Raw genomic sequence first — 23,285 nt, forward strand, 5'->3', positions numbered from 1 at the left:
AAAAACAGCGTACTCAGTTACCCGAGTACGCTGTTTTCTTCTTCATTACGCTAGATTACCAGTTGTTTCCGGATACTCTTGTCACTGTAAAGTTCGGGCTGCCGCTTTCACCATAAATGGCTGCGACACCTGGATTATTCACTTTCACATTCGTAAAGCTTGCTCCGCCGACAGCTGGCCCTTGGCCTTGTTCTCCTCTGACCACGAGCTTGATGCCGTAGCGGGAAGGGTTGTTGATGTTAACGTTCTCTACGCGAACGTTTTGCATAGCAAGGTTCTCTGGCGATTTTGTCTGGAACATTAAACCAAAATACACAGGATTATTAATGTCCACATTTTTTACGAGAATGTTTTTGAAGGTTCTGTCTCCTCCGAAGAACCAGATAGCGCCAAAGTTTTGATATTCATTGATTTTGTCATCAGCGCCGACGCTGGTCCAGAAATCTCCACCCGTACGGTCTAATGTTACGCCATCAATTACAGTGTCCTTATCACCAAATCCTAATGTGTTGTAACCAAAGCTTAAGCTGCTGATGGTAATGCCTGGATAAGTCAACGTATCTGCACCATAGAGGTTTTGATATAGGTTATCCGAGCCGCCGTATACGGCAAAAGCTGCTGCGCGTCTTACACAGGTTGCCGTAAGATTCGTGTATTTGTTGCTTACATTGTAGGAACCGCCTGCATCAACCGCACTGAATAAGGCGAAGGCATCGTCACCGGCGCCTCTTGAATAGTTGTTGTCAATTACGTTATAGGATGAGCCGTTGGTCATGTTAATTCCATCCGCGAATGTGTTTTTGATACGATTGTCTTTGAACGTGTTGTTGGAGGAATTCACGCCCCAATATAAGCAGATGAAGTGCTCAACCCAGACGTTCTGAACGGTTACGTTCTGCATGCCGTTGCCATCGATGAATTTACCAGGACCATCAGTTCTGTATACATAGTTGCCCCATGCAGACAGGTCTTTAATCGTTGAACCGTTAGCGGTAGAGCCAATATTAAAACCTACATCTGTATTGGATTGGTTCTGTGGCGCAACCAATTTGGTATGCCATGGTCCAGCACCAATGATTTCGGTTGCACGTCCATAAAGGAATATTTTACTGTTGATCACCCATTCGCCTGCAGGGATGTAAATACCCTTTTTCGTGGAATCCTGTCTAAATTCATTAAGCGCCTGCTCTATGGATTTGGAAGAGGAAACCGAAATATATTTAGTCGTGTCAGGGTTGGCAGCTGGAGGAGCGACATTTTCGGTTTCAATCATGTCAACATAGATTGCTGATACGTCACCAGCATCCTTTTGAATTTTGATCTTTGTTCCTGCTGGATACACTTGGTCAAGCAGCAACTGGGAATCTTCATACAGCCAGTAAGCAGTTAATCCTGCCCCAGGCGCATTGTCGTAACCCAGGCGGCCAAGCGTACTTGGTGTTGCATAGACGTAAGAGAACTTGGAGGTTACCGTGAATTTGCCTTTACTCACACCGTTAGCATAAATACTAATCGTTCCAGTCGTATTTTCTGCAACTGCGTTGCGAAGGACAAAAGCGTTAGCCGAAGAAGTCAGCGTAAACTCTACATATTCGCCTGTTGCATCAAGATGCACGGCGGACCGTCCAGAAGCTTCACCCGCATAATCGCCAGGCTTGAAGTTCGGAGCTAATTTTGTTCCGTTCGTTGTATTGGAAGAGGACTCTGCTTCAATAATGGTAAACGGCATATTAGCGCCGCGGCCGGAATAAAGGCTTGTTGTATTTGAGTTGTTAGCTTGCTTAATGAGTACTTCGTTTGTGTCAGCTGCAACAGAGGAAGTTACTGTGTAGCTGCCATTGACAGCAGTCCAAGTCCCCAGGCTGACATTGACGGATTGGTCTACAGCTAATGAGCCATTATAGGAACCATTTAAGGATTGAATGGTTGCGCCAGCAGCATTTTTAAGAACTAATGTTATGGCATGAGCACCACCGGCGGAAGCAATGTTCCCTTGGTTTTTAAGATTTACGGTAAAGGTTACTGTATTGCCTGCACTTGGATTGCTTGGATTCCAAGAGGCGGTTGCGATTAGATCGGAGCTAGACACGGCAGCTACGGTTAATGCAGTCGGGTTGCTATAGCTGTTGTTAGTCTCGTTCTGCTCAATAATCGCATTGCTCTCGTCGACCTTGGCGCTAACGGCGTAGGTTCCAGCATTTTTTGCTCCGGCATTCAGCGATACGGTAGCTGAAGCGCCAGCCGTCAATGCGGCTACTGGAGCAGATCCTGCTAGCTCGTTGCCAAGATAAAAATTGACTGTAGTCGCAGGGGCGTTTGCAGTGCCGATATTTTTAACGGATGCGTTAAGGGTAATCGCATTCGTCTCTACCGGAGCTGTAGGCGTCCAAGTTATTCCTGTAATCGTAAGATCCGGATTTGGAGCTGGAGCGCCATAGATTTCAAATTCGGCTACTTGGCCAGCAGGAGCGCCGGAGTTGTTCGTTATGTTCAATTGGACCTGTTTCGCCGTAGCGGTTACCGGAATCGTTACCGAGTTGCCGTTAGCAGGGTTAAACGTGTAAGATGCCGCGGAAACCAAGCTGCTGAATGTGGAAGAGTTCTGAGTGTTGCCTAACACTTGAATCGTTTGGGTTCGCGTACCCCATTCGCTAGACGGGTTTAGCTTCACAACAACCGATGTGATGTTGTGATTGGAACCGAGATCGACGGTTAATTGGCTAGGATTGCTGCCGCCTTCCCAGTATGTAGCCGTATTGCCGTCGTTGCCGTTCGTTGCTACGAATGTGTGGACGGTAGAACTGGAAGTGATTAATTTACCTAGAGCTAAGTTGCCGCCAGCAGGTGGCGTTGGTGTAATTGTAGGCGTCGGTGTAATTGTAGGTGTAGGCGTAATCGTAGGTGTAGGAGTTGGCGTTGGCGTTGGCGTTTGTGTAGGCACAGGTGTAGGGGTTGGAGTAGCTGTTGGTATAGGAGTAGGAGTAGGTGTTGGCGTTACTGTGGAACCGTAAATTTCGAATTCAGAAATTTGTCCGGCTTGCCAACCCGTGTTAGCCGTAAAGTTTAAGCGAACATAACGGGTGCTGGTTGCTGTAAAGTTGATTGTCACGGTGTTGCTGCTCACTGCTGGATTGAATGTGTAGGATGCAGAACCAACAATATTAGAGAACGTTGTGCCGTTTGTGCTGCCTTGTACAGCTAAGGTTTGTGAACGTGTTTCCCAGCCCGCAGGCAGCTTTAGTTTAACTTGATCGATGCTCGTATTCGCACCAAGATCGATTTGGAGCCATTGTGGGAATGCATTGTTTACACTCTCCCAATAGGTACCCTGGTTGTTGTCATTAACGTTGCTCGCTACATACACATCGGCATAGCCGCTGGCTGATACAACTTTGCCCAGAGCAAGATTTGGGCCTCCAGCGGCTGAAGATACGGAGGGGTACAGCGTGAGCTGCGACAGCAATAAAACAAATGCCAAAGACATGATGACGAATGGATTTCTTTTTACCAATTCGTTCATTGATAACATAAAAAACCTCCTAGTCAGATGTTTTAACTTCGAATTAATGCGCTTTCAATTTTGCACATCATTACATTCTTTCTTAATCACCTCCTTAAATGTGTGAAGCCATCACGATTCTAGACGGCAATGCAATAAAACCAATATTTATTTAATATTGGTTTACAAAATAGGCGGATAATATTGCACGATCAAACGATATTGCAAACAAAATTATAGTACTAGCATAAATCAGTTATACAGCTTGCTGAATATGCATTCCTACGATTATCGTGTGTAATATTATTGTTTAGATAAACGGGGGCTATATATTTAGAGGTTTTCAATTGAGAATAAGCAGCTACGCTTTATGAAAAAACTTGCCAAGTCAATGTCTAATGAATTTAACCCTGCAAAGCAGGTTGGCAAAATGTGCACATCAGTCAGCAGTAGCTGAATCTAAGAGCATAAATGCACTTATTTAACTAAATACTTTTCAATTTTGTTCAACTAGATGCATTTATACACCTATTCGAATCATTTTCATCTCGTTTGTTAAAAACAGGTGCACTTCTGCGCTTATTTACACTCGACTATCGGTTCACGCACACCACTAATCTCTATATCGATATCAAAAATGACATTGTGAACGAGCTTTATTTTGAATATTTAATAGACTAAATAAAGGGTAATTCATCCGTAAAACTACCGACTTCCAATATAGCCCTGTTTCAAAATCACACCTTGGAGGTAAGAAGAAGCATACAATTATCGAGGAGATGATGAAGATGAATACAAACGGACTGAAAGATAAAGTGAAGGGTATTGCGAACCAAAGCAAAGGCGAAATGAAGGATAGCTACGGCAAAGCGACAGATAACAAGAAGCTGCAGGCTGAAGGCAAGTTGGATAAGCTGAAAGGTACTGCACAGGAGAAGCTTGGCGAACTGAAGGAAAAAATCAGCAAGTAGCGAATGGACGATAATGTATGCATCTGAGCCAATAGGTTTGCGGAAGGGCTGCTTAGCGGTGTTCAGGTACCAATCATTATCAGCAGAATTTTATAATGAGGAGCAGTCTGCTCTCCCGTCGAAGGGAGGCTGGCTGCTCTTTTTGTACTTACTTCATGCAAGTAATTCTATGTATTTACATATCATTTTCCTTCAGCAGCCTTACAATTCGAGACCTTTCGTTCCCATTACCGTACAAAATAGGAGATGAAAAATGCGGGATGAATGGAGGAGCTGTAATTGCGTCTGATTATTGAAGATATCGTCAAGCAATTTGAGGATAAACAAGTGCTCCAAGGAGCCGGATTTACTTTTGAGAAAGGTAAAATATATGGTCTGCTTGGCCGAAACGGTGCAGGCAAGACGACGCTGTTCGACTGTCTGAGCGGAGAGAAGGACATGGATTGCGGGCAAGTGCTGTTGGAGGTGGATGGCCACACGAGGAAGCTAAGCGAGCAGGATGTCGGATACGTATACTCGCTGCCGATTCTTCCCGAATTTCTTACGGGCTATGAGTTCGTGAAGTTTTTTATGGATATTAACAAAGGCAAGCTGCAGATGGATAAGAGCATTGATTATTATTTTGACATGATGAGCATGACAATGGAGGATCGCCATCTGCTGATCAAAGGCTACTCACACGGCATGAAGAATAAGCTGCAAATGCTGCTGTTTCTCATAACGAAACCGCCAATTATACTGCTCGATGAGCCGCTTACCTCCTTCGATGTTATTGTTGCTCTGGAGATGAAGAACATGCTGAGGGAGATGAAGAGTGATCACATTCTGATATTCTCTACGCATATTTTGCAATTAGCTTCAGATCTATGCGATGAGCTGGTTGTATTGAACAAAGGGAAGTTGTCTGCCGTGCCGTCAGAGCTGCTGCATAGCGCGGAATTTGAGCAATCCGTCATTAACCTGCTGAAGGATGAAGCCCATGCTGAGAACGCTTAACACGCTGCTCGCCATTCGAACCTCCATTACGGCAAACATGCTCATTTATTATATTCAGAAGCTGCCGCTGCTCGGCAAGCTGGTCCACAATAGCTTCTATGCCAATTTGGGGCTCAAAAAAGCCGTTTCTATTATAGCGCTCATAATTACCCAGCTGTGGGGATTCATGCTTCGATTCGCGTATTTGGGGATACTTATTTACTTGCCTATAGCAGAATTCGTTGTGGGATTGTCAGAGGAAGAAAAGCACCAGCAGTTTGTACATATTTTTGCAATCATCAGCTTTGTTGTGGCAGCGATCAGCAGCGCGACTGTGCTCGAACCAAAGCGAGAGAAGTACGTAGCGGTGAAGCTGATGAGGCTGTCTGGAAAAAGATACATGCAGGTGTCACTTGCCTATCGTTATACAACCTTTTTGCTATATCTACTGCCAGCCATGCTTTTGTTCGGATCACTCGCGGGAGTCTCCATTTTGCAAGCGATTTTGCTAACCATTATGGTCACAATGTGGCGAGTTCTTGCGGAGTATGCACATCTCAAGCTTTTTGAGAAAACGGGCATTGTACTGATTAAACAAACAGCTCTCGTATGGATGATTATTTTAATTGGTTATGCCGGCGCGTATTTGCCACTGCTGCTCGGCAAGGTTCCGTTTACGGGTACGTTTCTTCTGAGTCTGCCGGTTTGTATTGTCATTATAGCTGTAGGCTTGTTTGCTGTCTTTCAACTGGCCCGTTATACCGGTTACAGTGGAGTAGTTGATGCGGCAACTAAAAGGGATGACCCTCTGCTCGATCTAGGTCGTATGGTTACAGAGTCACAGAAGAAGAGCGTCAAATCAAAGGATAGCGATTATATTATAGATGTAAACGAGCAAGGCCAGTTAGACGGCAAAAAAGGTTATGCGTATTTGAACGCTATATTTTTTCTCCGGCATCGCAGCCTGATCAGCAGCCCGGTTAACAAACGATTAGTTATCGTTGGTGCTTTCGGTGTGGTGGGTGTTCTGCTTACCTTCCTATTCCAAGAGCAGCTGCAGAGTCTAAAATGGAATGCGGGAACGGTATTTCCGTTCTTAGTTCTGATTATGTATTACATGTCCGTTGGAGAAAACATTTGCAAGGCCATGTTCTACAACTGTGATCTTAGCCTAATGCGTTATAGCTTCTATCGCGGCTCGGCATTTGGTCATTTCCTCATTCGGCTAAAAAAAATGATGGGCTTGAACCTGAGTATTGCCGCTGCTTTTGGGGTGTCACTAACAGCAATTATCGCAGCAGCGGGCGGGGAGTGGCTAAACAGAGAACTGTTCATGCTTTGGATCTGTGTTATTTCGTTGGCCGTGTTTTTCACCATACATCATTTGTTTATGTATTATATTTTTCAACCGTATTCTACAGAGCTGAATGTGAAAAACCCGCTATATTATATAGTGAATATGGGGATATCAGCAGCTAGCGGGGCATGTATCTTTTTGCGAATTCCGATAGTGCCATTTACGGTGAGTATAGCTGCTTTGACGCTGCTTTACTTAGCTGCTGCGCCAGTGCTTGTCCGCAGGTACGGGCCGAGAACGTTTCGAGTGAGATAAGAATGATGATGCTCTTGCTTGCAGAATGAATTTTTAAAAAAAGGATTGCAAGTTTCTCCTACATCGTCACAAGATTATAGTAAACAACGATAGGTCACGCCTGGCTAAGCCAGGCGTGACCTGTCGTTACTGCCGTTATTCGTTAGTCCTCGCTTGTTACCTTTCCAAAAAGGGATAGAGCGTAAAGCGCAGCGACACCGACGACGATATATACAATTCGTGATCCAACCTCTTCTGTTCCCCCAAAAACCTCACTGACGACGTCATAATTGAATAAGCCCACGGATAACCAATTTAAGCCGCCTAGGATGATCAGAATAAGACTAATTACGTTAAGTGCCTTCATCAGAATTAACCTCCTTAATGGGGTTTCCTAACTTTTTTGCTGAAAAGCCTGATGGATGTGCGCTGATTCTTAGTTGTTTACTATAGGATTATGAGTATCTGCCGCATGATATGCCATACAAGCCTCATCCTTTAAACACATGTATCGCATTTTTTACAGTGTTTGACCAAGTTAGAACGGATAGATTTTCTTCGCTTTTCTTCGCACTGCGATGAAGGAGAACGATCATATTAAATTATGGAATCATGCTTCCATTAAAGTGAGCTGCAGAGATATCTATCACCGACTAGACAAGAGCACGATCAGACAATCATACCTCCTCATATGTTAAGGATAAGGAGGGAATGTACATTATGAACTACAAGAGTACCACTATTAAGAGCAAGTGGACAAAAACGAAATGGCTGCTTAAGAATGCAGATGTAAGAGCGTACGTTCCTAAGACGCTGCGCTTTAACCGAAGGAATCTTAGTACGATCCTTTCTCAATATCCAACTGTCTATTTCAAGCCGACCACTGGTTCAGGCGGCTTTAATATTATACGGATAAAGAAGCAGGGAAATGGTTATCAGATGCAACACAACTCCGAAAAAAATCACTGCTCCACGCTCGACAACCTTTATGGAAAATTGAAAAGGCATGCGAGGAAACGTTCTTATTTGCTGCAAAAAGGCATTCATCTTGCCACTGTGAATGGCAACTCTTTCGACATACGGGTCATGGTACAAAAGACAAACAACGGCATATGGAAGAGCAGTGCGCTCTTCACGAAAATAGGCAAGCGGGGGAAAGTTACAACAAACTATCACCAAGGCGGCCAGATCGGATATTTCCAGAATACACTTTCTCAAGCAGGGTTCAGTTATGCTAGAGTAAAAAGAAAGGAAGCAGAACTGAAGAGGCTTGGCAGATCAGTTGGACGTATATTTGATAGACATGGAAGTAGATTTCGCGAGCTGGGCCTCGATGTCGCCTTGGACAAAACCGGAAATGCCTGGATTCTAGAGGTAAATACGAGACCGCAGTTTTATCCGCTGAAGCATTTAAAGGACAAAAGCATGTATCGACGCATTACATCTTATGCCAAGCAATATGGAAGGAAGAAATAGACAAAAAAAACGACGCCTCTCGCGAAAGAGGGCGTCGTTTTTCTTTTAGCTAATCATTTAGGGATTTTCAATACCGTGCCGGCTTTTACATTATCAATATCTACGATTTGATTGAAGTCGGCAATAAACATTGCGTATTTGTTAGAGCCATAATAGGTTTTGGAAATGCTGTAAAGCGTCTCACCGTTTTTAACGGTATGATCTACTGTCTCAAAACCTGGAGATACGCCCCATGAGTTATCATCTTCCTCTTTCTTATAATTTTTAAGAGAAGGAATGATGAGATTGCTGCCTGCTTTCAATCCGGCGTTTTTGTCAATTTTGTTTTCCTGCGCAATGTAACTTACATATTCCGCGGATTTATAAAACATTTTGGATATGCTGGAGAGGGTATCGCCAGCCTGTACCAAATAGGTTGCTGGCAGGGTGATTTTGGAATAATCCTTTGTCCCTTGCGAGTTGCCGCCTGTTGATCCAGTGCCAGAGGATAATGCCGGAATAGTTACCTTATCTCCAGCTTTCATATCATTAATAAACAAAATATGGTTATGCTCTGCAAGCAGTGCATAGTGGTCTTTCGATTGATAAAATTTCTCTGATATTGAGCTTAAGGTGTCGCCTTTTTGAACGATATAGGTAGTTGGAAGCTTTATCGTCTCATTGGAGGAACTTGTTGTCTTGTCGCTGTCCTTCGGTTCTTGTACAGGCTTTTCCACCTTGTCGGGCTTTTCTGTCACAGCGGGCTTAGAAGTGTCAGGTGTTTTAACGGTCTCTTTGACCGGTGGATTTGGATTATTAGTCTCAACAGGTTTGGAACCGGTATTGGTATCCTGTTTTTCTTCAGTTGGTTCTTGTTTTTCTTCATCGTCTACAGATCCTGCGGGGATAAGCTCGTCTACAATCGTTTCAAGCCCGCCATTTTCATTTTTGCTTGAATTCGAGTTAGCGGTTTCATTATTGAGCGCTTGCTCATTTGATTGCTCTAGCTTATTAGCAACAGCGGATTGCAGGTTGAAATCAACCACACTCAAATATTTGCCGTACAGAACTCCGCAGACTCCAATGAGAATAATGACGATTGCTAAGTAGATGATGAGAGTCGTTTTTTTCAAAGATACAAAGCTGCCTTTTTGACGGTTATTGCTGCGTGTAATTTTCTGATTCAAGCACGTTTTCCCCTTTATTCTCAACTTGATTCTATTTTATCCGACATGTTCCAACATGTGGAATGGGACTAAACAGCCATTTCAACAGTATGCAAAATGCTCCGGACGCAGCTCGCATATACTACCAATTTGTGCATAGCGCCAAAAAATGAAGTATTTAATAGAACTTAGCTCAAAAAGACCAGTTTAAATGGCAATATACATACAACAATGGTTATTTTACACTATGCTTCTATACAAGATCTAAACATACGATTCAGTGGAATGAATAGAAAAAAAAGCCGCTCGCCATCCAGTGAATACTGGAGGGTGAACGGCTATTAAACTTGTTTTATTTGACCCTGTCTCTAGCCCTAGATCAAGCCTTTTACGACGAGCTTAAATTGCTCTTCTGTCAGATCTACATTGCCTGATGCTGTCACCTGATAATGTGTTTTTTGCGCTTCGTCATACCATATCGCTTGATAGCTTTGAAAGCCGTGTATACTGCCGCTTGCAAAAATAGTTTCTATGCCGTTTATAGCGACTGTTTCTTGTGTATATTCCGCGGAGAGAGCAACCTCCATGCCAATAATGTCTTTCATGGCTTGGATCCGAATGCTCATGTCGTTTTTCGTATATTCGAGCTCTGATATATTTGCTTTTGTCCAGTTGACCTCTTCGATGAATAAATCCTGATCCGGCTCCGCCGCAGCCCTTTGTTTGAACAACGCAAGCAATCTAGCGTATTCTTCAGCCAGGGAAGCGTCATGTTCATTCGGAGTGAGCGGCATAACGCTGCCGTATTTGAATGTGAACCCATCTGGCAAGTTTACTGGCTCCTTAATGACTGGTGCGGAAGTGCGATTGAGAAGCTCCTTAAAATCGTTGTAAGAAGTGTCCGTATTTGTGTTGTGGAGGTATTGTATAGCTAGAGACGAACGATCAGTTCTAACGAAGTAGGCCAGCATTTGTCCTGGCTTAGCTAATTCTAGTACGTGATCTCTATAAGTTGGAAGCGGAGGGTCATTTTGAAACGTATAAGGTATGATTTTCGATTCTGACTCCAGCACAATGGATTTAATTTTGACATCTCCCGCACGATCACGAATTTGAATCAGTTCACTTGCAGCATATACGGATGCAGATGTTAGAAGCACAATGAATAGAATCGTGGCGTAGATCGGAAATCGCTTTACTAGATTGTAGCTTCGGACCTTTATGCCTGATTGCGAAGCAGAAATATGATTCATTACAGCATCTGATAAATTAATAGTATTGATCTGATGATCAGGTATGGAATGCTGCCTTAAGTCTTTATATGGATCGTCTGATTGTTCTCGTCCCATTTTAGCTCCTCCTGCCATTCCGCCATTTTTTTTCTAACCTTTTCTTTCATTCTGCTTAATCTTTTTTTAGCAGCCTCCGGTTTGCATCCCATAATCTCACCCAGCTCCTCGAAAGTTCGTTCTTCAAAAATGCGAAGAATGAGCATAGATCGATCCTCTGGAGATAACGCAGACAGTGCATACATTAATTGCGGGCTGAATAATCGGTTGTCTATCGTTTGTTCTGGACTCTCTGCTTTCACTTCCGGAGTAAACAATCGAAGCAGCAGACGAAGCTGGTATTTACGCTTACGCAATAGGTTTAAACAATGACGGTAGGCAATTTTGTACAACCATGAAGAGAAGCTGACCGTGTTCTTGTATTGCATAATAGACTCGAACGCTTTTATGAAAATATCTTGGGCGGCATCTTCGGCATCCTGCTGATTTCCAAGTAACCGCAAGCAGTAGCGGTAGATGGCCTGCTGATACTTTTGAACGACCTCGACATAGTAACTCGATTCGCCTTTTTGCACCCGTACGATGAATTGCTCAATGGTCTGGTCTTCGATGAAATCTCCTCCCTTCGCGAATGGTGCTTTCTAATCTATATAACACTTTATAACAGTCAATCGGGACATTTAATATTCTCCACAATATATCGTACAGACGACTATGTGTATACATAAAAGGAAGGGAGTCCCAAATGTTAATAGGGATATAAAACTGCGAGAAAATATACCCAATATATTTCATTGACGCCTCTAATTAATAATGATAATCTTTATCAATAAAAGAGGTGGGTGAGAACTTTTAGCCCAGTATTACTGGGGAAAAGTAAGCTTAGCTGCGCCCAAAAATATAGCTACACATTACTGGGGGATATCATCTTGAAGAAAAACGTATTCATATGTATGAGTATACTTTTATTTGTATTAGCATTAGCGGCATGCGGGAAGGCAGAAACGAATCCACAAGCAACGTCAAACCTTGAGCAGAATGACGCGGCTTCACAGAATGAGAAAGCATCTAATGAAAGTACGACCGAAACGCGGGTTTATAAACATTTCTTTGGAGAAACGAAGATCCCGGTCAATCCGGAAAAAGTCGTTACACTCCAATATGCCAGCCATATGCTTAAGGTAGGACTTAAACCAATCGGAGCTTCAAGCCATTTGCTTGAAACAACGGATGTGGATTTTAAAGGTATTGAAGACGTTGGAAGCGCAGATCAAATAAACTACGAGAAAATCGTGTCATTGCAGCCTGACTTGATTATTGCTGGCGACATGGAGAAGGAGGTTTATGACAAGCTTACTAAAATAGCTCCAACGGTTGTTGTTCCTTGGATGGATTACGATGTGTTCGGCCACGTTGAGGTTATAGGAGATATTCTGAATCGCAAGCAGGAAGCAGCAGCATGGAAAACGGATTTCGATGAGAAAATGAAAACAGCAAAAGATCAAATTATCGGTAAAATTGGCGAGGGCAAAACATTTGCTATTTATAGAGTGGACCCGAAACAATTTTATGTCTATGGCGTTCGCAATATGGGCTTTACGCTTTATAAAGCGCTTGGACTCACTCCGCCTGCTCTCGTTCAGAAGGAAATAGAGAAAGACCCGAATTTGTGGGCAGTCCCCATATCCTTGGAGGTGCTTCCGGATTACGACGCTGATTATGTGTTCCTGACTTTGCTTGAGGGAGAGGATACAACTAAGCGTTTGGACGAAATTAAACAAAGCTCGTTGTGGAAAAATCTCACGGCCGTTAAAGAAAATCAGATTTACGATATTAGCATGGACACTTGGTTAGGCTACACGCCTCATGATATTGAAGTTCAAATAAAGGAAGCTGTTCAATTTTTGACACAGGATAAGTAGAAGCAGCAAAGGAAAGCTAGAAAGGTTGAGCTATTGTTCAGCATCAGGCAAGGGATTAGATGACTGTAGAAGGCCGATATGACTAGCAGTGGGCGGGCAATACTTATGTTTGCATGCCTGACCAGTTAGTTTTTAGAAAAAAAGTATTCAAAATAAGCGCCGGAAATGCCTTATAAAGGGCACCGGCGCTTTTTTTGTTGTTTGCTGTTCAGTTATAGCATTAATTCAGCAGGGGTTCTTCATATGGAGCTAACGAAATCCAATAGTTTAGATAAAGTTCTCCCTCTTTATGGAAATGTGAACCTAACAAAACGAGGAACGCAATCCTATAATCAAATTGTAAACGATCAAATTCCTTATAGGAGGGTCAACGAAAATGAAAAGAAAGACGCTTATCTCATTGATTGCAACGCTCTTCATTTTTTCATCCGTGTTGTCAGCATGTGGAGGTAACAATGGAAATAACAAACAAGAACCTGACAAGGGTTCAGCAAACCCTGCTGCAAGCTCTAATGCAAGCCCGGCTCCAAAGGTTGAAGAGGTTGATCCGTTCAGTATGACGCTTCGTCATACGCAGGTGGGCGAAGCCAAGAAGTTTAGGCTTGCCATTCTAGAGGATGCCGTAAAGAAGACGGAGGCAGATGTGCCTGGTTTGAAAATCGAATTTGACCCGGTTGAGGATAATGCAAATCGGTTCACAAAGCTTCCTGCCGAAATGACTGCTGGCAACCCACCTGAGATTTTTGATTTGTTCGGCGGAGTTGGAGATGCACAGAAGTATGCGGCAGCGGGACGGCTGCTTGATCTGACTCCTATTTTAGAGAAGCTTGGCATTAAAGACAGCTTTATCGATTTATCGAGCTTCACCTATGATGGCAAAGTATACGGGCTTCCAATCGGCTCGAGCCAAGAGGGCTTCTTTTATAACCAGGAGCTGTTCGATAAATATGGCTTGAAAGAGCCTAAGACTTGGGAAGAGCTTGAGAACATTATGGCTACGCTTAAGCAAAATAAAATAACGCCTATTGCGATGGCGTCCAAAGCAGCGTGGATTCCGCTTATGCTGGCGAATACCCTTTGGTCAAGATATGCCGGCCCTGATGTGAACTTCGGGTTTGAGAATGGTGCTCATAAATGGAATGAGCCTGAAATGGTAGCCGCATTAACGAAATATGATGAGTGGCTTGAGAAAGGATATTTCATGAAAGGCGAGCTTGGTTATGAATATGCAGAGATGAGAAACCAAATTATTACTGGAAAAGCAGGTATTTCGTTTGATGGCATTTGGTCATCCTCTACTTACGCAGATCCAGCGCAAGCAGGTGATATGGTAGGGAAAATAGGTTATTTTCCAATGCCAGCTGTACCTGGAGGCAAAGGTGACCAAACCTATATTAATGCGAATCATAGCAATGGGTATGGTTTTTCCTCCGATTTGAATGAGAACGAGAAGAAGGCAGTAGAGGCCTTTATCAAAAATCTTTACAATGAAGAGTTCCAAAAGCGCGGACTCAAGGAAGATAACTTGCTTCCATCGATGAAGGTAGAAGGAGATATGATGAGCCTGGTTGCAGATCCGATGCTCAAATCGGCTGCAGCAGCTATCAGTAATGCGGGAGGAACGTTCCCTGTATTTGACGCTCTAGTGCCATCTGAAGTAAATAAACAGCTTGAAATAGGCATTCAGCAGTTGATTGCACGAAAGACGACACCGCAAAAGCTGCTTGATGAAGTGCAGGCTGTACAGGAAAAAGCAAACAGTAAATAAAAAATAATTTAGGTCACAGGTGTCGTTGGTCGAGGGACTAACGGCGCCTGTTGCCATCCGATCATAGAAACAAGAGTCTGACAACGGAGGAACATGGACCGATGAATGATACGTTAAGAAACGGATATGTCTATTGGATGTTTGTGCTGCCGGCAGTTGCACTGTATGCCCTCTTCTTCATGTACCCGATGATAACGACCACTTATTATGGATTTACAGATTGGAACGGATTGATGCCCGAGAAGTTTGTCGGACTCGATAACTTCGTTCAAGCACTTCAGAACGACATGTTCGTTCACGCCATCCGAAACAATCTGATCTTCATCCTGTTTAGTGTTTTTGTACAGGTGCCGCTAATCATTTTCTTTGCTCTACTTATCAGCGGCGTAAAGAGGCTTCGCCGTTTTTATAAAACGACGGTATTTATGCCATCGATTTTATCAACATCAGTTATCGGCATATTGTGGAGCTTCATCTATGAACCTGAAATTGGTCTTCTAAATCAATTTCTTGGACTGTTTGGCGTAGAGCCGATTTACTGGCTGTCAGATACGAAGACGGCACTGTTGTCGGTGCTAATAACCAATGGCTGGCAGTGGATGGGGTTTTATATCATTTTAGTATTAGCTGCTATACTCTCTTTGCCTAAAGAACTAAACGAGGCGGCAGAAATTGACGGTGCAACAGGCATCCAGCGTGCATTATATATTACCGTGCCGCTAATCATGCCGATTATTTCCGTCGTTATAATGCTGTCAATAGCCGGAGCTATGCGCGTCGTTGATATTGTGCTCGTCATGACGAACGGTGGGCCTGCAGGAGAAACGGATGTGATGGCTTCCTATATGGTGCTGCAAGCGACGCAGACTGGGCAATACGGCTACGGAACCGCGATCGCTATTCTTATCTTTGTATTCGCGCTCGTTCTTACAGGCTTATATCAATTGCTGTTCGCTAGGAAGCAGGAAAGGATTGAATACTGATGGTGGCAGCATGGAAAAAAAGCGTTCCTCATGTCATATTGCTGCTCTATGTAGCAGCTATTCTGTATCCATTTGTGTTCGTCATTTTCTCTTCATTAAAGGTAAGCAATCAATCGATTGCAAGTAATCCGTGGGGATTTCCGTTTGATCTGAAATTTGAGAACTATATAACAACATGGGTTGAGGCGAAAATAAATGTTTATTTTATAAATAGTTTTTACCTTGCTACCAGCGCAGCAATCATTGGTGTACTTCTGGCTGCAGCCATGGCGTTTGCGATTACGCGTATGAAGTTTGGCAAATTAAGCAGCGTGCTTACTCAGCTTGTGCTGGTAGGGCTTCTCATTCCCGGGAATGCGTTATTTATTTCACAGTACATTTTGGTTAAGGACTTGCATATTTTGAACACGCACTGGGCTCTGTTCTTTCCTTATGTAGCAGGCGCAATCCCGACGAGCGTGTTGCTGATCGCTGCCTTCATGCGCTCCATTCCAAGAGATTTGGAAGAAGCCGCTATTATGGATGGCTTGAACGCGGTTGGTTTGTTTTTCAAAATCGTATTTCCACTTACTGTTCCTGCACTCGTGACCGTATTTATTATTAATTTTCTTGGAAATTGGAATGAGTTTTTGCTGGCTAACTTCTTTCTCAATAAAGACATACTACGTACTCTTCCAGTTGGAATGGTAGGCTTCCGAGATACGTATCAGACGAATTATGCACAGGTTTGTGCGGGAATCGTGTATTCAGTATTGCCAGTTCTGATAATATATGCCATTCTTCAAGAGAAGATTATTGAAGGATTAACAGCGGGCAGCGTGAAGGGCTAGCGCGAGAGAGGCGGGGTAATGGCATGAACTTACGGCTGAAGTTGTTTGCGGCATTTTGTCTGCTCATCATTATTCCGCTTATACTGCTTGGCGTGTCTTCCTACTATATTATTTCAAAAACAATTGAGCAGAAGTATTCAGAGCAATCTGAACTGACCTTGCGGGCATTAAGCCAGACGGTCAGCTTTCTGTATCAAGAAATGGATAAGGTGACTGATAACACGATTTCTAACGCTGCGCTGCAAAATATTATTCATGAGAGCGGCAAGAAGGAGGATGGAGATACCTCCTTGAACCATTACTTGCAATTGAAGGACCTGCAGACAAGCTTCCGTGATTTGTTGATTAATCATCCTTCGGTTAGCTACTCACTCTTATATGTTATGAATGACCAGAGCAGTATTCCTTACATGGATTCATTTGAATGGCTCACGATAGATAAATTGCAAGGATTGCCTCTCTATAAAGAGGTGTTAGCACTAAGCGGAAGGCCAAAATGGATTGGTCCGTACGAGTATGAAGAGCTGACAGGACAAAGGCAAGTTTTTACGCAAATTAGGACGGTCAAGGATGTTAATACGCTTAACGATATCGGAGTTCTGTTCGTACAAATGAAAGGGTCGGAGCTCGAATCGGTATTTCGTACCTTTCGAAATAGCCAGCGAGGGAAGGAAACGCGATTTTTCATAGTGAATGGGAATGGCATCATTATGTTTGATAGCAGCTTGAAAGATCAAAGCAGGTTATTCATCGAATTTACAACGATTAACTCGTCGAGTGGTGAAGATTATGCCATGACGAGGCATGCCTTCGATGGGCAGGACAGTCTAGTAACAAGCATCGGTCTAGACCGGGAAAACTGGCGGTTAATTGCCGTAACATCATGGGATTCGCTATCAGGTGAAATTACTAGATATGTGAATTGGCTTATCGCCATTACATTGCTTTGTGCGCTTTCTGCACTACTATTTAACCTCGTATTCGTCAATCGCATTACGAAATCGATCAGCCGGATTGTGCGCCAAATGCGGCGTGTTGAGGATGGGGATTTGAGCGTCAGAGCTGAGGAGCGGGGCAATGATGAACTATTTTTGCTCGCCAGGGGCTTCAACAACCAAGTCGCTAAAGTTGGCGATCTGCTTGTTCAGGTGAAGAGGGAACAGCATAGGAAAACGCGTGCGGAGCTGAGGGTGCTGCAAGCACAAATAAAACCTCATTTTCTATTTAACACTTTGGAATCAATCAATGCGCTTGCCTTGCAAAATCGAGGGAAAACCGTCAGTCAGATGGTACAACGGCTGGGGAGCATATTACGAATTAGTATTCAAGATAAAGAGGAAATTACCATCCGCGAGGAGCTTGAGCATTTAAGAAGCTACTTGGACATTCAAAAGCTGCGTTTTGGCGATCTATTTGAGTTTAATTTGGAAATGCCGGAAACTTACTTGCAATACGGCATATTAAAGCTGACTCTACAGCCGCTTGTAGAAAATTGCATTCAGCATGGTTTTGAGGGAATTGAATATCCGGGTATTATACGTGTTCATGCGGGAGAAGAAAACGGGAATCTTATCATTTGGATCGAAGATAATGGACTTGGCATAAGGGATGAGGTGCTGAGCAAGTTTCAATACATGTCCCCTGATGACGACTTCTTGCACAATATGCCGAAAGCCCGTGAATTGACGGAGCGCAGAGGTCTTGGCGTACGCAATGTAGCAGATCGACTTCGTATCCATTATGGCTCCTATTATGGCGTAATGATTTGCTCAGAACTGAAGCAAGGAACGATAATGAAATGCATCATTCCGAAAAAAATGCCGAGGTGATCGTAAGTGAGATTGAAAGCTATGCTTGTTGATGATGAGCATCTTATTCTCGAAAATCTTCGTTATGCGATTGGCTGGGAAGCACTCGGCATCGATATCGTAGGTGTAGCTACGAATGGAGTCAAGGCACTAGAAGCAGCGGAGCAGCTTCGTCCCGATCTCGTACTAAGCGATATTCGCATGCCATTAATGGATGGCATTGTTATGCTGCAGCAAATGAGAGAAAGAAGTCACGATTGCGAAGTCATTATGCTGACAGGTTATACAGAGTTCGAATATGCGCGCTCGGTGCTGCGTTCCGGCGCTCGAGATTACGTATTAAAGCCTATTAATTATGAGGAGCTGGAGCGAGTTGTTGCGGATTCCGCTCGCGACATTCGGAAGAGAAAGCAGCAGCAGAGAGCGAATATGGCCAGCCAAGGTTCAGCCATTGAGCTTGCCTATGAGAAGATGCTCATTAATGCTTTGCTGGACAGCTCACTTGTATCCGCGAATAAGCTGCTGCATGGCGATAATACCGATCGAAGCTCTCTTTCGTATTTGTTTCTGCTTATTGATCTGGATGCTTATGTGCAGGACTGTCAGATTTGGAATGAGAAGGAGAGAGCCTTGTGGAATTTTGCTGTACGCAATGTGTTAGAGGATACGGCTAAGCAAATGGGCTTCCGCTATGTCATCGTACAGCTTCGCGAGGGTGAATGGTGTCTGCTTCTAGAATGGTCGGCGGAAGATGGGCGATTGGATAAAGGACGGGCAACCTATTATGCTGCTAGACTGCAGGAATCAGTGAAGTTGTTTACTTCAAAAACAATTAGTCTTTCTTGTAAACCTAAGCTGCTCGTTTTGCAAGAATTGGCTGATGGATATCGGAGCCTCCAGCTTGCTCTGCAGCTAACACCTGAGCGCAGCTCGGCACTTATTGTCGCTTCAGATAGCACGCGCAGCAGCAATGAATTGGATGTTATTTTGTGGCAGGATATGGAGCAAGTGATTGATGGGTTAAAGAAGCTGAACCGTGTTCAGGTTGAGCATGCATGGACAAAGCTGACGGAGAGATTAAGAGCTGAAGCGATACATTCGCATACGCTCGTCGATCGTTTTTTGCATTATTTAAACCTTCATTTAATGCGAGAGCTTAGAGATATGCGGTTGCTTTCAGAGCAGCAGCAGAAGGAGCTATGGGGTAAATTAGAGCGCAAAGGGACGACAAAGAGCATGCTCGGCGATGTGAAGAGCATTATCGATTGCTGCATGCAGGCTGCTAGCAGCCGAAGAACGAATGAGGTATTGATGGGGCAGGCGAAGGATTATATTAGCCGCCATATCGCTAAGGATTTAAGTATTGACGAGTTGGCAGACTTTCTTGATATTAGCGGCAGTTATTTCAGTATGCTGTTTAAGCAGTATTTTAAAGAAACGTTCGTGGAATACGTAACAAAGCAGCGGATTGAGCTAGCCCAATCCTTTCTTATACTCAGCAATTACGCGATTGGAGAAATAGGCAAGCTCGTCGGTTTCGCAGAACGGCGATACTTCACGAGAGTGTTCCATAAATATGTTGGTGTAACACCCTCTGAATATCGCGACTTGAAGAAGGATAAAGAATAAGCGATAATGGCTGAGCTAGACTCGCGAGATCGGAATCCAGCAAATGAAGATGCTTCCCACCCCGGGCTCGCTCTCAACGGAAATATGTCCGCCCATTACGGAACAGAATCGGCTGCTTATGGCAAGCCCAAGCCCAGTACCGCCGTATTTGCGAGTGGTGGAAGCATCGGCTTGGGTGAACGGCTGAAATAATTTGTCCAGCTGCTCAGGGCTCATGCCAATGCCAGAATCTTTGATAAGAAAGCTAAAGCCTGGTTTTCCTTCCTTATCTTCTTCATAGACGTTAAATTGGATAGCTCCATTATGGGTGAACTTACTAGCATTGCTAAGCAAATTTAATAGGATTTGGCGCAGCTTTGTAACATCAGCCATCATTTCACCCCGTACATAGTGAGTTTGCAGCTGGTTGCCATTACTTTCAATAAGCGGTTTTATGGTTGTAATGACATCTTGGATTAAATCATGAACCTGAAACATCTCTTCATGGATTTCCATCTTGCCTTCTTCAATTTTTGAAATGTCCAAAATATCATTAATGAGGGAGAGCAGATGCCTTCCGCTTTTTCCGATTTTGCCTAAATCCTCTACAAACGTCTGCTCACCAAGCTCCTCAGCCTCCTCGATCAGCATCTCACTATAGCCAATGATGGCGTTCAGCGGTGTCCGAAGCTCATGGCTCATATTGGCAAGAAATTGGCTCTTGATCCGATTGGCTTTAATCGCTTCATCATGGGCCTTCTCCAGCTGCGCTGTCCGCTCCTTAACCATCTGCTCCAAGTGTTCGTTGAGCTGCCGCAATTCATGGTTTATTTTTAGAATCTCATCCGACTTATCCTGTATTTCAGAGTCTTTAACAGAGAACTTATTGGAAATATAGATACCGATAAGCGACATGCCTAATGTAAATAGCGTTCCTCCGGAAATGATATAAGCGAGCCATTGTTGATTCAGAATCATCCCAGATTCCGCACTGTGCAAATGGATATTCTCTATATCAAAATGCGCAGCCATCATGCCGATATAATGCATGCCAACGACTGCAGCTCCCATTAACAATCCACTACCCAGCTTCTTCCACATATGTCCGCGCTTGTTCTCACTGCCTTTACGAAAATAAAATGAAAGCCACAAGGCCGCAACTGAGGCCACAACAGCAATAATAATAGATAACGTGAAATAAATAGGATCGTAGGTGATCTCAATCATCATAGCTTCCATGCCGATGTAATGCATCGTTACTATACCGCTTGCCAGCAATATTCCCCCGCTAAGCAATTGAGGCAGCGAAAGCTGGTTTCTACCGACGATATGAAGGGCCAAAAAAGAAGCCACTATAGCTACAATAACCGAGAGTACAACGGTTGGCATATGATATGCAATGGGAACGGGCAGAGAAAAGGCGAGCATTCCAACAAAATGCATCGACCAAATGCCCATACCCATAGCGCAAGCGCCAAATAGGAGCCATAACCAACGTTTTCTATTATGCGTAGTACTTATTCGTCCGACCAAATCAAGCACCGTATAAGAGGCAACGACCGCTACAAGATATGAAAAGATGACCAATACGATATCGTATGTTCCATGAGCATGATTCATTTTCTAACCAACTCCTACTCGGTTCATTATGGCAAAGGTTACACTTCGACAAAATATGAGAAATTCCCTTCCTTATCCTATTTTCGAAATCAAAAGCTTAGCAAGAACTCTCTCGATTAATGTCGAATGATGTTCTATAATGATAGCAAGTATGGAAAGATTATCTAATAATCAAAGAACAAATGAGGATAAATTATGGATGAGCTATGGATGAAATCCGCAAAGTTTCTGATTGTAGATGATCAGGAATATAATATCAGTCTCCTAGAGCGTATATTGTCACGAGCGGGTTATACGAATTTGTTCACGACCACAGATGCAACGCAGCTAGAGACGCTATACCGGGCCAATCAGCCCGATATTATTTTGTTAGATTTACATATGCCTGTTATGGATGGATTATCGGCGCTGCAGCATTTAAGAAAATGGAAGCAAGAAGGGGAATATTTGCCGGTTCTTGTCCTAACAGCGGATGTGACACCCGAGGCCAGAACGCGGGTGCTGCATGAAGGTGCCAACGATTTTATTACAAAACCTTTTGATCGGATGGAAGTTGTCCTGCGCATTCAAAACTTTTTGAAGACAAGATATTACCATCTGAAGCTTCAAGAGCAAAACTACAATTTGGAGCAGCGGGTTCGTGAACGCACCAAAGAGATTGAACAGGCCAAAAATGAAATTTTGAACGTACTTGGGCGTACAGCGGAATATCGTGATGATGAGACGGGGCAGCATACGCAGCGAGTGGGTGATATGGCTGGAAGGCTTGCAACTGATTTAGGGTTGTCGGCAGAGGAAGCAGCTCTTATTAGACGGGCAGCACCTTTGCATGATATCGGAAAAATCGGAATCTCAGACAGCATCCTGCTGAAGCCGGGAAGGTTCTTGCCAGAGGAATTCGAAAAGATGAAGCTGCATACGGAAATTGGCGCCAGCATTTTGGAGGGAAGCCAGTTCCCGGTTCTGCAATTAGCCAAAAGCATCGCGCTATCTCATCATGAGAAATGGAATGGGACAGGTTATCCGAATGGACTTAGCGGAGAAGATATTCCACTTGCCGGTAGAATCGTAGCGATCGCTGACTTCTATGATGCCCTGACGCATGAGCGACCGTACAAACGGGCATGGACACAAGAGGAAGCCATTGCTGAAATTAAGCTTCAGAGCGGAGTTCATTTTGATCCTAAGGTCGTAGAGGCCTTTTTGCGTGTAATAGAGAGCAGCAGTGAAGATGAGAGAGAACGAGAGGATGTTCAGTTGTGAAAGGAATGGTGTTCACATCTTTTTTGGAAATGGTAGAAAACAAGTTTTCCCTGAAGCTGGTAGATGAAATTATTGAAGCTGCAGAGCTGCCTTCAGGAGGAAGCTATACAACGGTTGGCACATATGACCACCATGAGATGATTAAATTGATCGTGGAGCTTAACGCTCGAACCCAGATCCCTGTGCCTGACCTCATTCGAACATTTGGCGAATATTTATTTGGCCAGCTGCTAGATATGCATCCTGACTTTATGGTGGAGAATAGCACCGTATTTGAGTTTTTGCAGAAGGTCGACAGCTATATCCATGTAGAAGTGCGCAAGCTTTATCCTGGAGCGGAGCTTCCAGCGTTTCAATATGACACTTCTATACCGGGTACTTTGATTATGACGTACAACTCCTCACGGCCGTTCGCTGATTTGGCTGAAGGACTTATTCTAGGCTGCGTGGCGCACTATGGAGAAGCAATAGATGTGAAAAGAATCGATTTGGCAGATGGAACGTCTGCCCGTTTTGAATTAACCCAAGTGGGGTGAA

The 23,285-nt window shown here is 43.8% G+C and carries 18 protein-coding genes; 12 read left to right on the forward strand and 6 right to left on the reverse strand.

The genetic code is table 11. The features are described from left to right. Nucleotides 1-55: 55 nt before the first annotated feature. A complete protein-coding gene (locus tag MHH56_RS03375) occupies nucleotides 56-3,529 on the reverse strand; it encodes a discoidin domain-containing protein (RefSeq protein ID WP_339206611.1) in 3,474 nt (1,157 codons plus the stop codon). A gap of 752 nt (nucleotides 3,530-4,281) precedes the next feature. On the opposite strand from MHH56_RS03375, the gene MHH56_RS03380 reads away from it, so the two are divergent. The 3 genes from MHH56_RS03380 to MHH56_RS03390 all read left to right on the forward strand — a co-directional run bounded on the left by MHH56_RS03380 (nucleotide 4,282) and on the right by MHH56_RS03390 (nucleotide 7,057). Beyond that, entirely contained in the window at nucleotides 4,282-4,470 is a 189-nt protein-coding gene (locus MHH56_RS03380; RefSeq protein WP_339209488.1) for a CsbD family protein, read from the forward strand. A gap of 279 nt (nucleotides 4,471-4,749) precedes the next feature. After that, nucleotides 4,750-5,466: an ABC transporter ATP-binding protein gene (locus MHH56_RS03385; protein ID WP_339206612.1), complete on the forward strand. Its 717-nt coding sequence runs from the start codon at nucleotides 4,750-4,752 to the stop codon at nucleotides 5,464-5,466. Continuing rightward, on the forward strand, nucleotides 5,441-7,057 hold the full coding sequence (locus MHH56_RS03390; protein ID WP_339206613.1) for a hypothetical protein: 1,617 nt from the start codon (nucleotides 5,441-5,443) through the stop codon (nucleotides 7,055-7,057). Before MHH56_RS03385 ends, MHH56_RS03390 begins: the two co-directional genes overlap by 26 nt. A 142-nt stretch (nucleotides 7,058-7,199) precedes the next feature. Here MHH56_RS03390 and MHH56_RS03395 read toward each other — a convergent pair whose 3' ends face one another. Beyond that, on the reverse strand, nucleotides 7,200-7,403 hold the full coding sequence (locus MHH56_RS03395) for a DUF378 domain-containing protein (protein ID WP_339206614.1): 204 nt from the start codon (nucleotides 7,401-7,403) through the stop codon (nucleotides 7,200-7,202). A gap of 353 nt (nucleotides 7,404-7,756) precedes the next feature. Between MHH56_RS03395 and MHH56_RS03400 the strand changes: the two genes are divergently transcribed. Then, a complete protein-coding gene (locus tag MHH56_RS03400; protein WP_339206615.1) occupies nucleotides 7,757-8,512 on the forward strand; it encodes a YheC/YheD family protein in 756 nt (251 codons plus the stop codon). Nucleotides 8,513-8,565: 53 nt separating this feature from the next. Here the strand turns inward: MHH56_RS03400 and MHH56_RS03405 are convergent, their stop codons facing one another. The 3 genes from MHH56_RS03405 to MHH56_RS03415 form a co-directional block, all read right to left on the reverse strand. Beyond that, a complete protein-coding gene (locus tag MHH56_RS03405; RefSeq protein ID WP_339206616.1) occupies nucleotides 8,566-9,678 on the reverse strand; it encodes a LysM peptidoglycan-binding domain-containing protein in 1,113 nt (370 codons plus the stop codon). Nucleotides 9,679-10,031: 353 nt separating this feature from the next. Next, nucleotides 10,032-11,006, reverse strand: coding sequence for a hypothetical protein (locus tag MHH56_RS03410; RefSeq protein ID WP_339206617.1), 975 nt, complete (start codon nucleotides 11,004-11,006; stop codon nucleotides 10,032-10,034). Further along, entirely contained in the window at nucleotides 10,967-11,557 is a 591-nt protein-coding gene (locus MHH56_RS03415; RefSeq protein WP_339209490.1) for an RNA polymerase sigma factor, read from the reverse strand. Before MHH56_RS03415 ends, MHH56_RS03410 begins: the two co-directional genes overlap by 40 nt. A gap of 342 nt (nucleotides 11,558-11,899) precedes the next feature. Between MHH56_RS03415 and MHH56_RS03420 the strand changes: the two genes are divergently transcribed. The 6 genes from MHH56_RS03420 (at nucleotide 11,900) to MHH56_RS03445 (ending at nucleotide 19,886) form a co-directional block, all read left to right on the forward strand. Further along, nucleotides 11,900-12,868: an ABC transporter substrate-binding protein gene (locus MHH56_RS03420; protein ID WP_339206618.1), complete on the forward strand. Its 969-nt coding sequence runs from the start codon at nucleotides 11,900-11,902 to the stop codon at nucleotides 12,866-12,868. 376 nt (nucleotides 12,869-13,244) lie between these two features. Continuing rightward, nucleotides 13,245-14,636, forward strand: coding sequence for an extracellular solute-binding protein (locus MHH56_RS03425; protein ID WP_339206619.1), 1,392 nt, complete (start codon nucleotides 13,245-13,247; stop codon nucleotides 14,634-14,636). 101 nt (nucleotides 14,637-14,737) lie between these two features. Further along, nucleotides 14,738-15,619 carry a sugar ABC transporter permease gene (locus MHH56_RS03430; RefSeq protein ID WP_339206620.1) on the forward strand — a complete coding sequence of 294 codons (882 nt, stop codon included), beginning with the start codon at nucleotides 14,738-14,740 and terminating at the stop codon, nucleotides 15,617-15,619. Next, complete coding sequence (locus MHH56_RS03435) at nucleotides 15,619-16,449, forward strand: carbohydrate ABC transporter permease (protein ID WP_339206622.1); 831 nt, start codon at nucleotides 15,619-15,621, stop codon at nucleotides 16,447-16,449. Before MHH56_RS03430 ends, MHH56_RS03435 begins: the two co-directional genes overlap by 1 nt. Before the next feature lie 23 nt (nucleotides 16,450-16,472). Further along, complete coding sequence (locus tag MHH56_RS03440) at nucleotides 16,473-18,278, forward strand: sensor histidine kinase (RefSeq protein WP_339206624.1); 1,806 nt, start codon at nucleotides 16,473-16,475, stop codon at nucleotides 18,276-18,278. Nucleotides 18,279-18,284: 6 nt separating this feature from the next. Next, nucleotides 18,285-19,886 (forward strand): response regulator, encoded by a 1,602-nt coding sequence (locus MHH56_RS03445; protein WP_339206626.1) that lies wholly within the window; start codon nucleotides 18,285-18,287, stop codon nucleotides 19,884-19,886. A 15-nt stretch (nucleotides 19,887-19,901) separates the two neighbouring features. Here MHH56_RS03445 and MHH56_RS03450 read toward each other — a convergent pair whose 3' ends face one another. Beyond that, nucleotides 19,902-21,485 carry an MHYT domain-containing protein gene (locus MHH56_RS03450; RefSeq protein ID WP_339206628.1) on the reverse strand — a complete coding sequence of 528 codons (1,584 nt, stop codon included), beginning with the start codon at nucleotides 21,483-21,485 and terminating at the stop codon, nucleotides 19,902-19,904. A gap of 195 nt (nucleotides 21,486-21,680) precedes the next feature. Here MHH56_RS03450 and MHH56_RS03455 point away from each other — a divergent pair, with 195 nt between their 5' ends. After that, nucleotides 21,681-22,748, forward strand: coding sequence for an HD domain-containing phosphohydrolase (locus MHH56_RS03455; protein ID WP_339206629.1), 1,068 nt, complete (start codon nucleotides 21,681-21,683; stop codon nucleotides 22,746-22,748). 5 nt (nucleotides 22,749-22,753) lie between these two features. Further along, nucleotides 22,754-23,284, forward strand: coding sequence for a heme NO-binding domain-containing protein (locus MHH56_RS03460; protein WP_339209491.1), 531 nt, complete (start codon nucleotides 22,754-22,756; stop codon nucleotides 23,282-23,284). Nucleotide 23,285 lies beyond the last annotated feature (1 nt).

Source organism: Paenibacillus sp. FSL K6-3182 (genome assembly GCF_037976325.1).
Taxonomy (GTDB): domain Bacteria; phylum Bacillota; class Bacilli; order Paenibacillales; family Paenibacillaceae; genus Pristimantibacillus.

Coding starts and splice junctions, on each gene's coding strand:
- MHH56_RS03375 (WP_339206611.1), bottom strand. CDS start 3,529: ATGTTATCAATGAACGAATTGGTAAAAAGAAATCCATTCGTCATCATG.
- MHH56_RS03380 (WP_339209488.1), top strand. CDS start 4,282: ATGAAGATGAATACAAACGGACTGAAAGATAAAGTGAAGGGTATTGCG.
- MHH56_RS03390 (WP_339206613.1), top strand. CDS start 5,441: ATGAAGCCCATGCTGAGAACGCTTAACACGCTGCTCGCCATTCGAACC.
- MHH56_RS03395 (WP_339206614.1), bottom strand. CDS start 7,403: ATGAAGGCACTTAACGTAATTAGTCTTATTCTGATCATCCTAGGCGGC.
- MHH56_RS03400 (WP_339206615.1), top strand. CDS start 7,757: ATGAACTACAAGAGTACCACTATTAAGAGCAAGTGGACAAAAACGAAA.
- MHH56_RS03410 (WP_339206617.1), bottom strand. CDS start 11,006: ATGGGACGAGAACAATCAGACGATCCATATAAAGACTTAAGGCAGCAT.
- MHH56_RS03420 (WP_339206618.1), top strand. CDS start 11,900: ATGAGTATACTTTTATTTGTATTAGCATTAGCGGCATGCGGGAAGGCA.
- MHH56_RS03425 (WP_339206619.1), top strand. CDS start 13,245: ATGAAAAGAAAGACGCTTATCTCATTGATTGCAACGCTCTTCATTTTT.
- MHH56_RS03430 (WP_339206620.1), top strand. CDS start 14,738: ATGAATGATACGTTAAGAAACGGATATGTCTATTGGATGTTTGTGCTG.
- MHH56_RS03435 (WP_339206622.1), top strand. CDS start 15,619: ATGGTGGCAGCATGGAAAAAAAGCGTTCCTCATGTCATATTGCTGCTC.
- MHH56_RS03440 (WP_339206624.1), top strand. CDS start 16,473: ATGAACTTACGGCTGAAGTTGTTTGCGGCATTTTGTCTGCTCATCATT.
- MHH56_RS03450 (WP_339206628.1), bottom strand. CDS start 21,485: ATGAATCATGCTCATGGAACATACGATATCGTATTGGTCATCTTTTCA.
- MHH56_RS03455 (WP_339206629.1), top strand. CDS start 21,681: ATGGATGAGCTATGGATGAAATCCGCAAAGTTTCTGATTGTAGATGAT.
- MHH56_RS03460 (WP_339209491.1), top strand. CDS start 22,754: ATGGTGTTCACATCTTTTTTGGAAATGGTAGAAAACAAGTTTTCCCTG.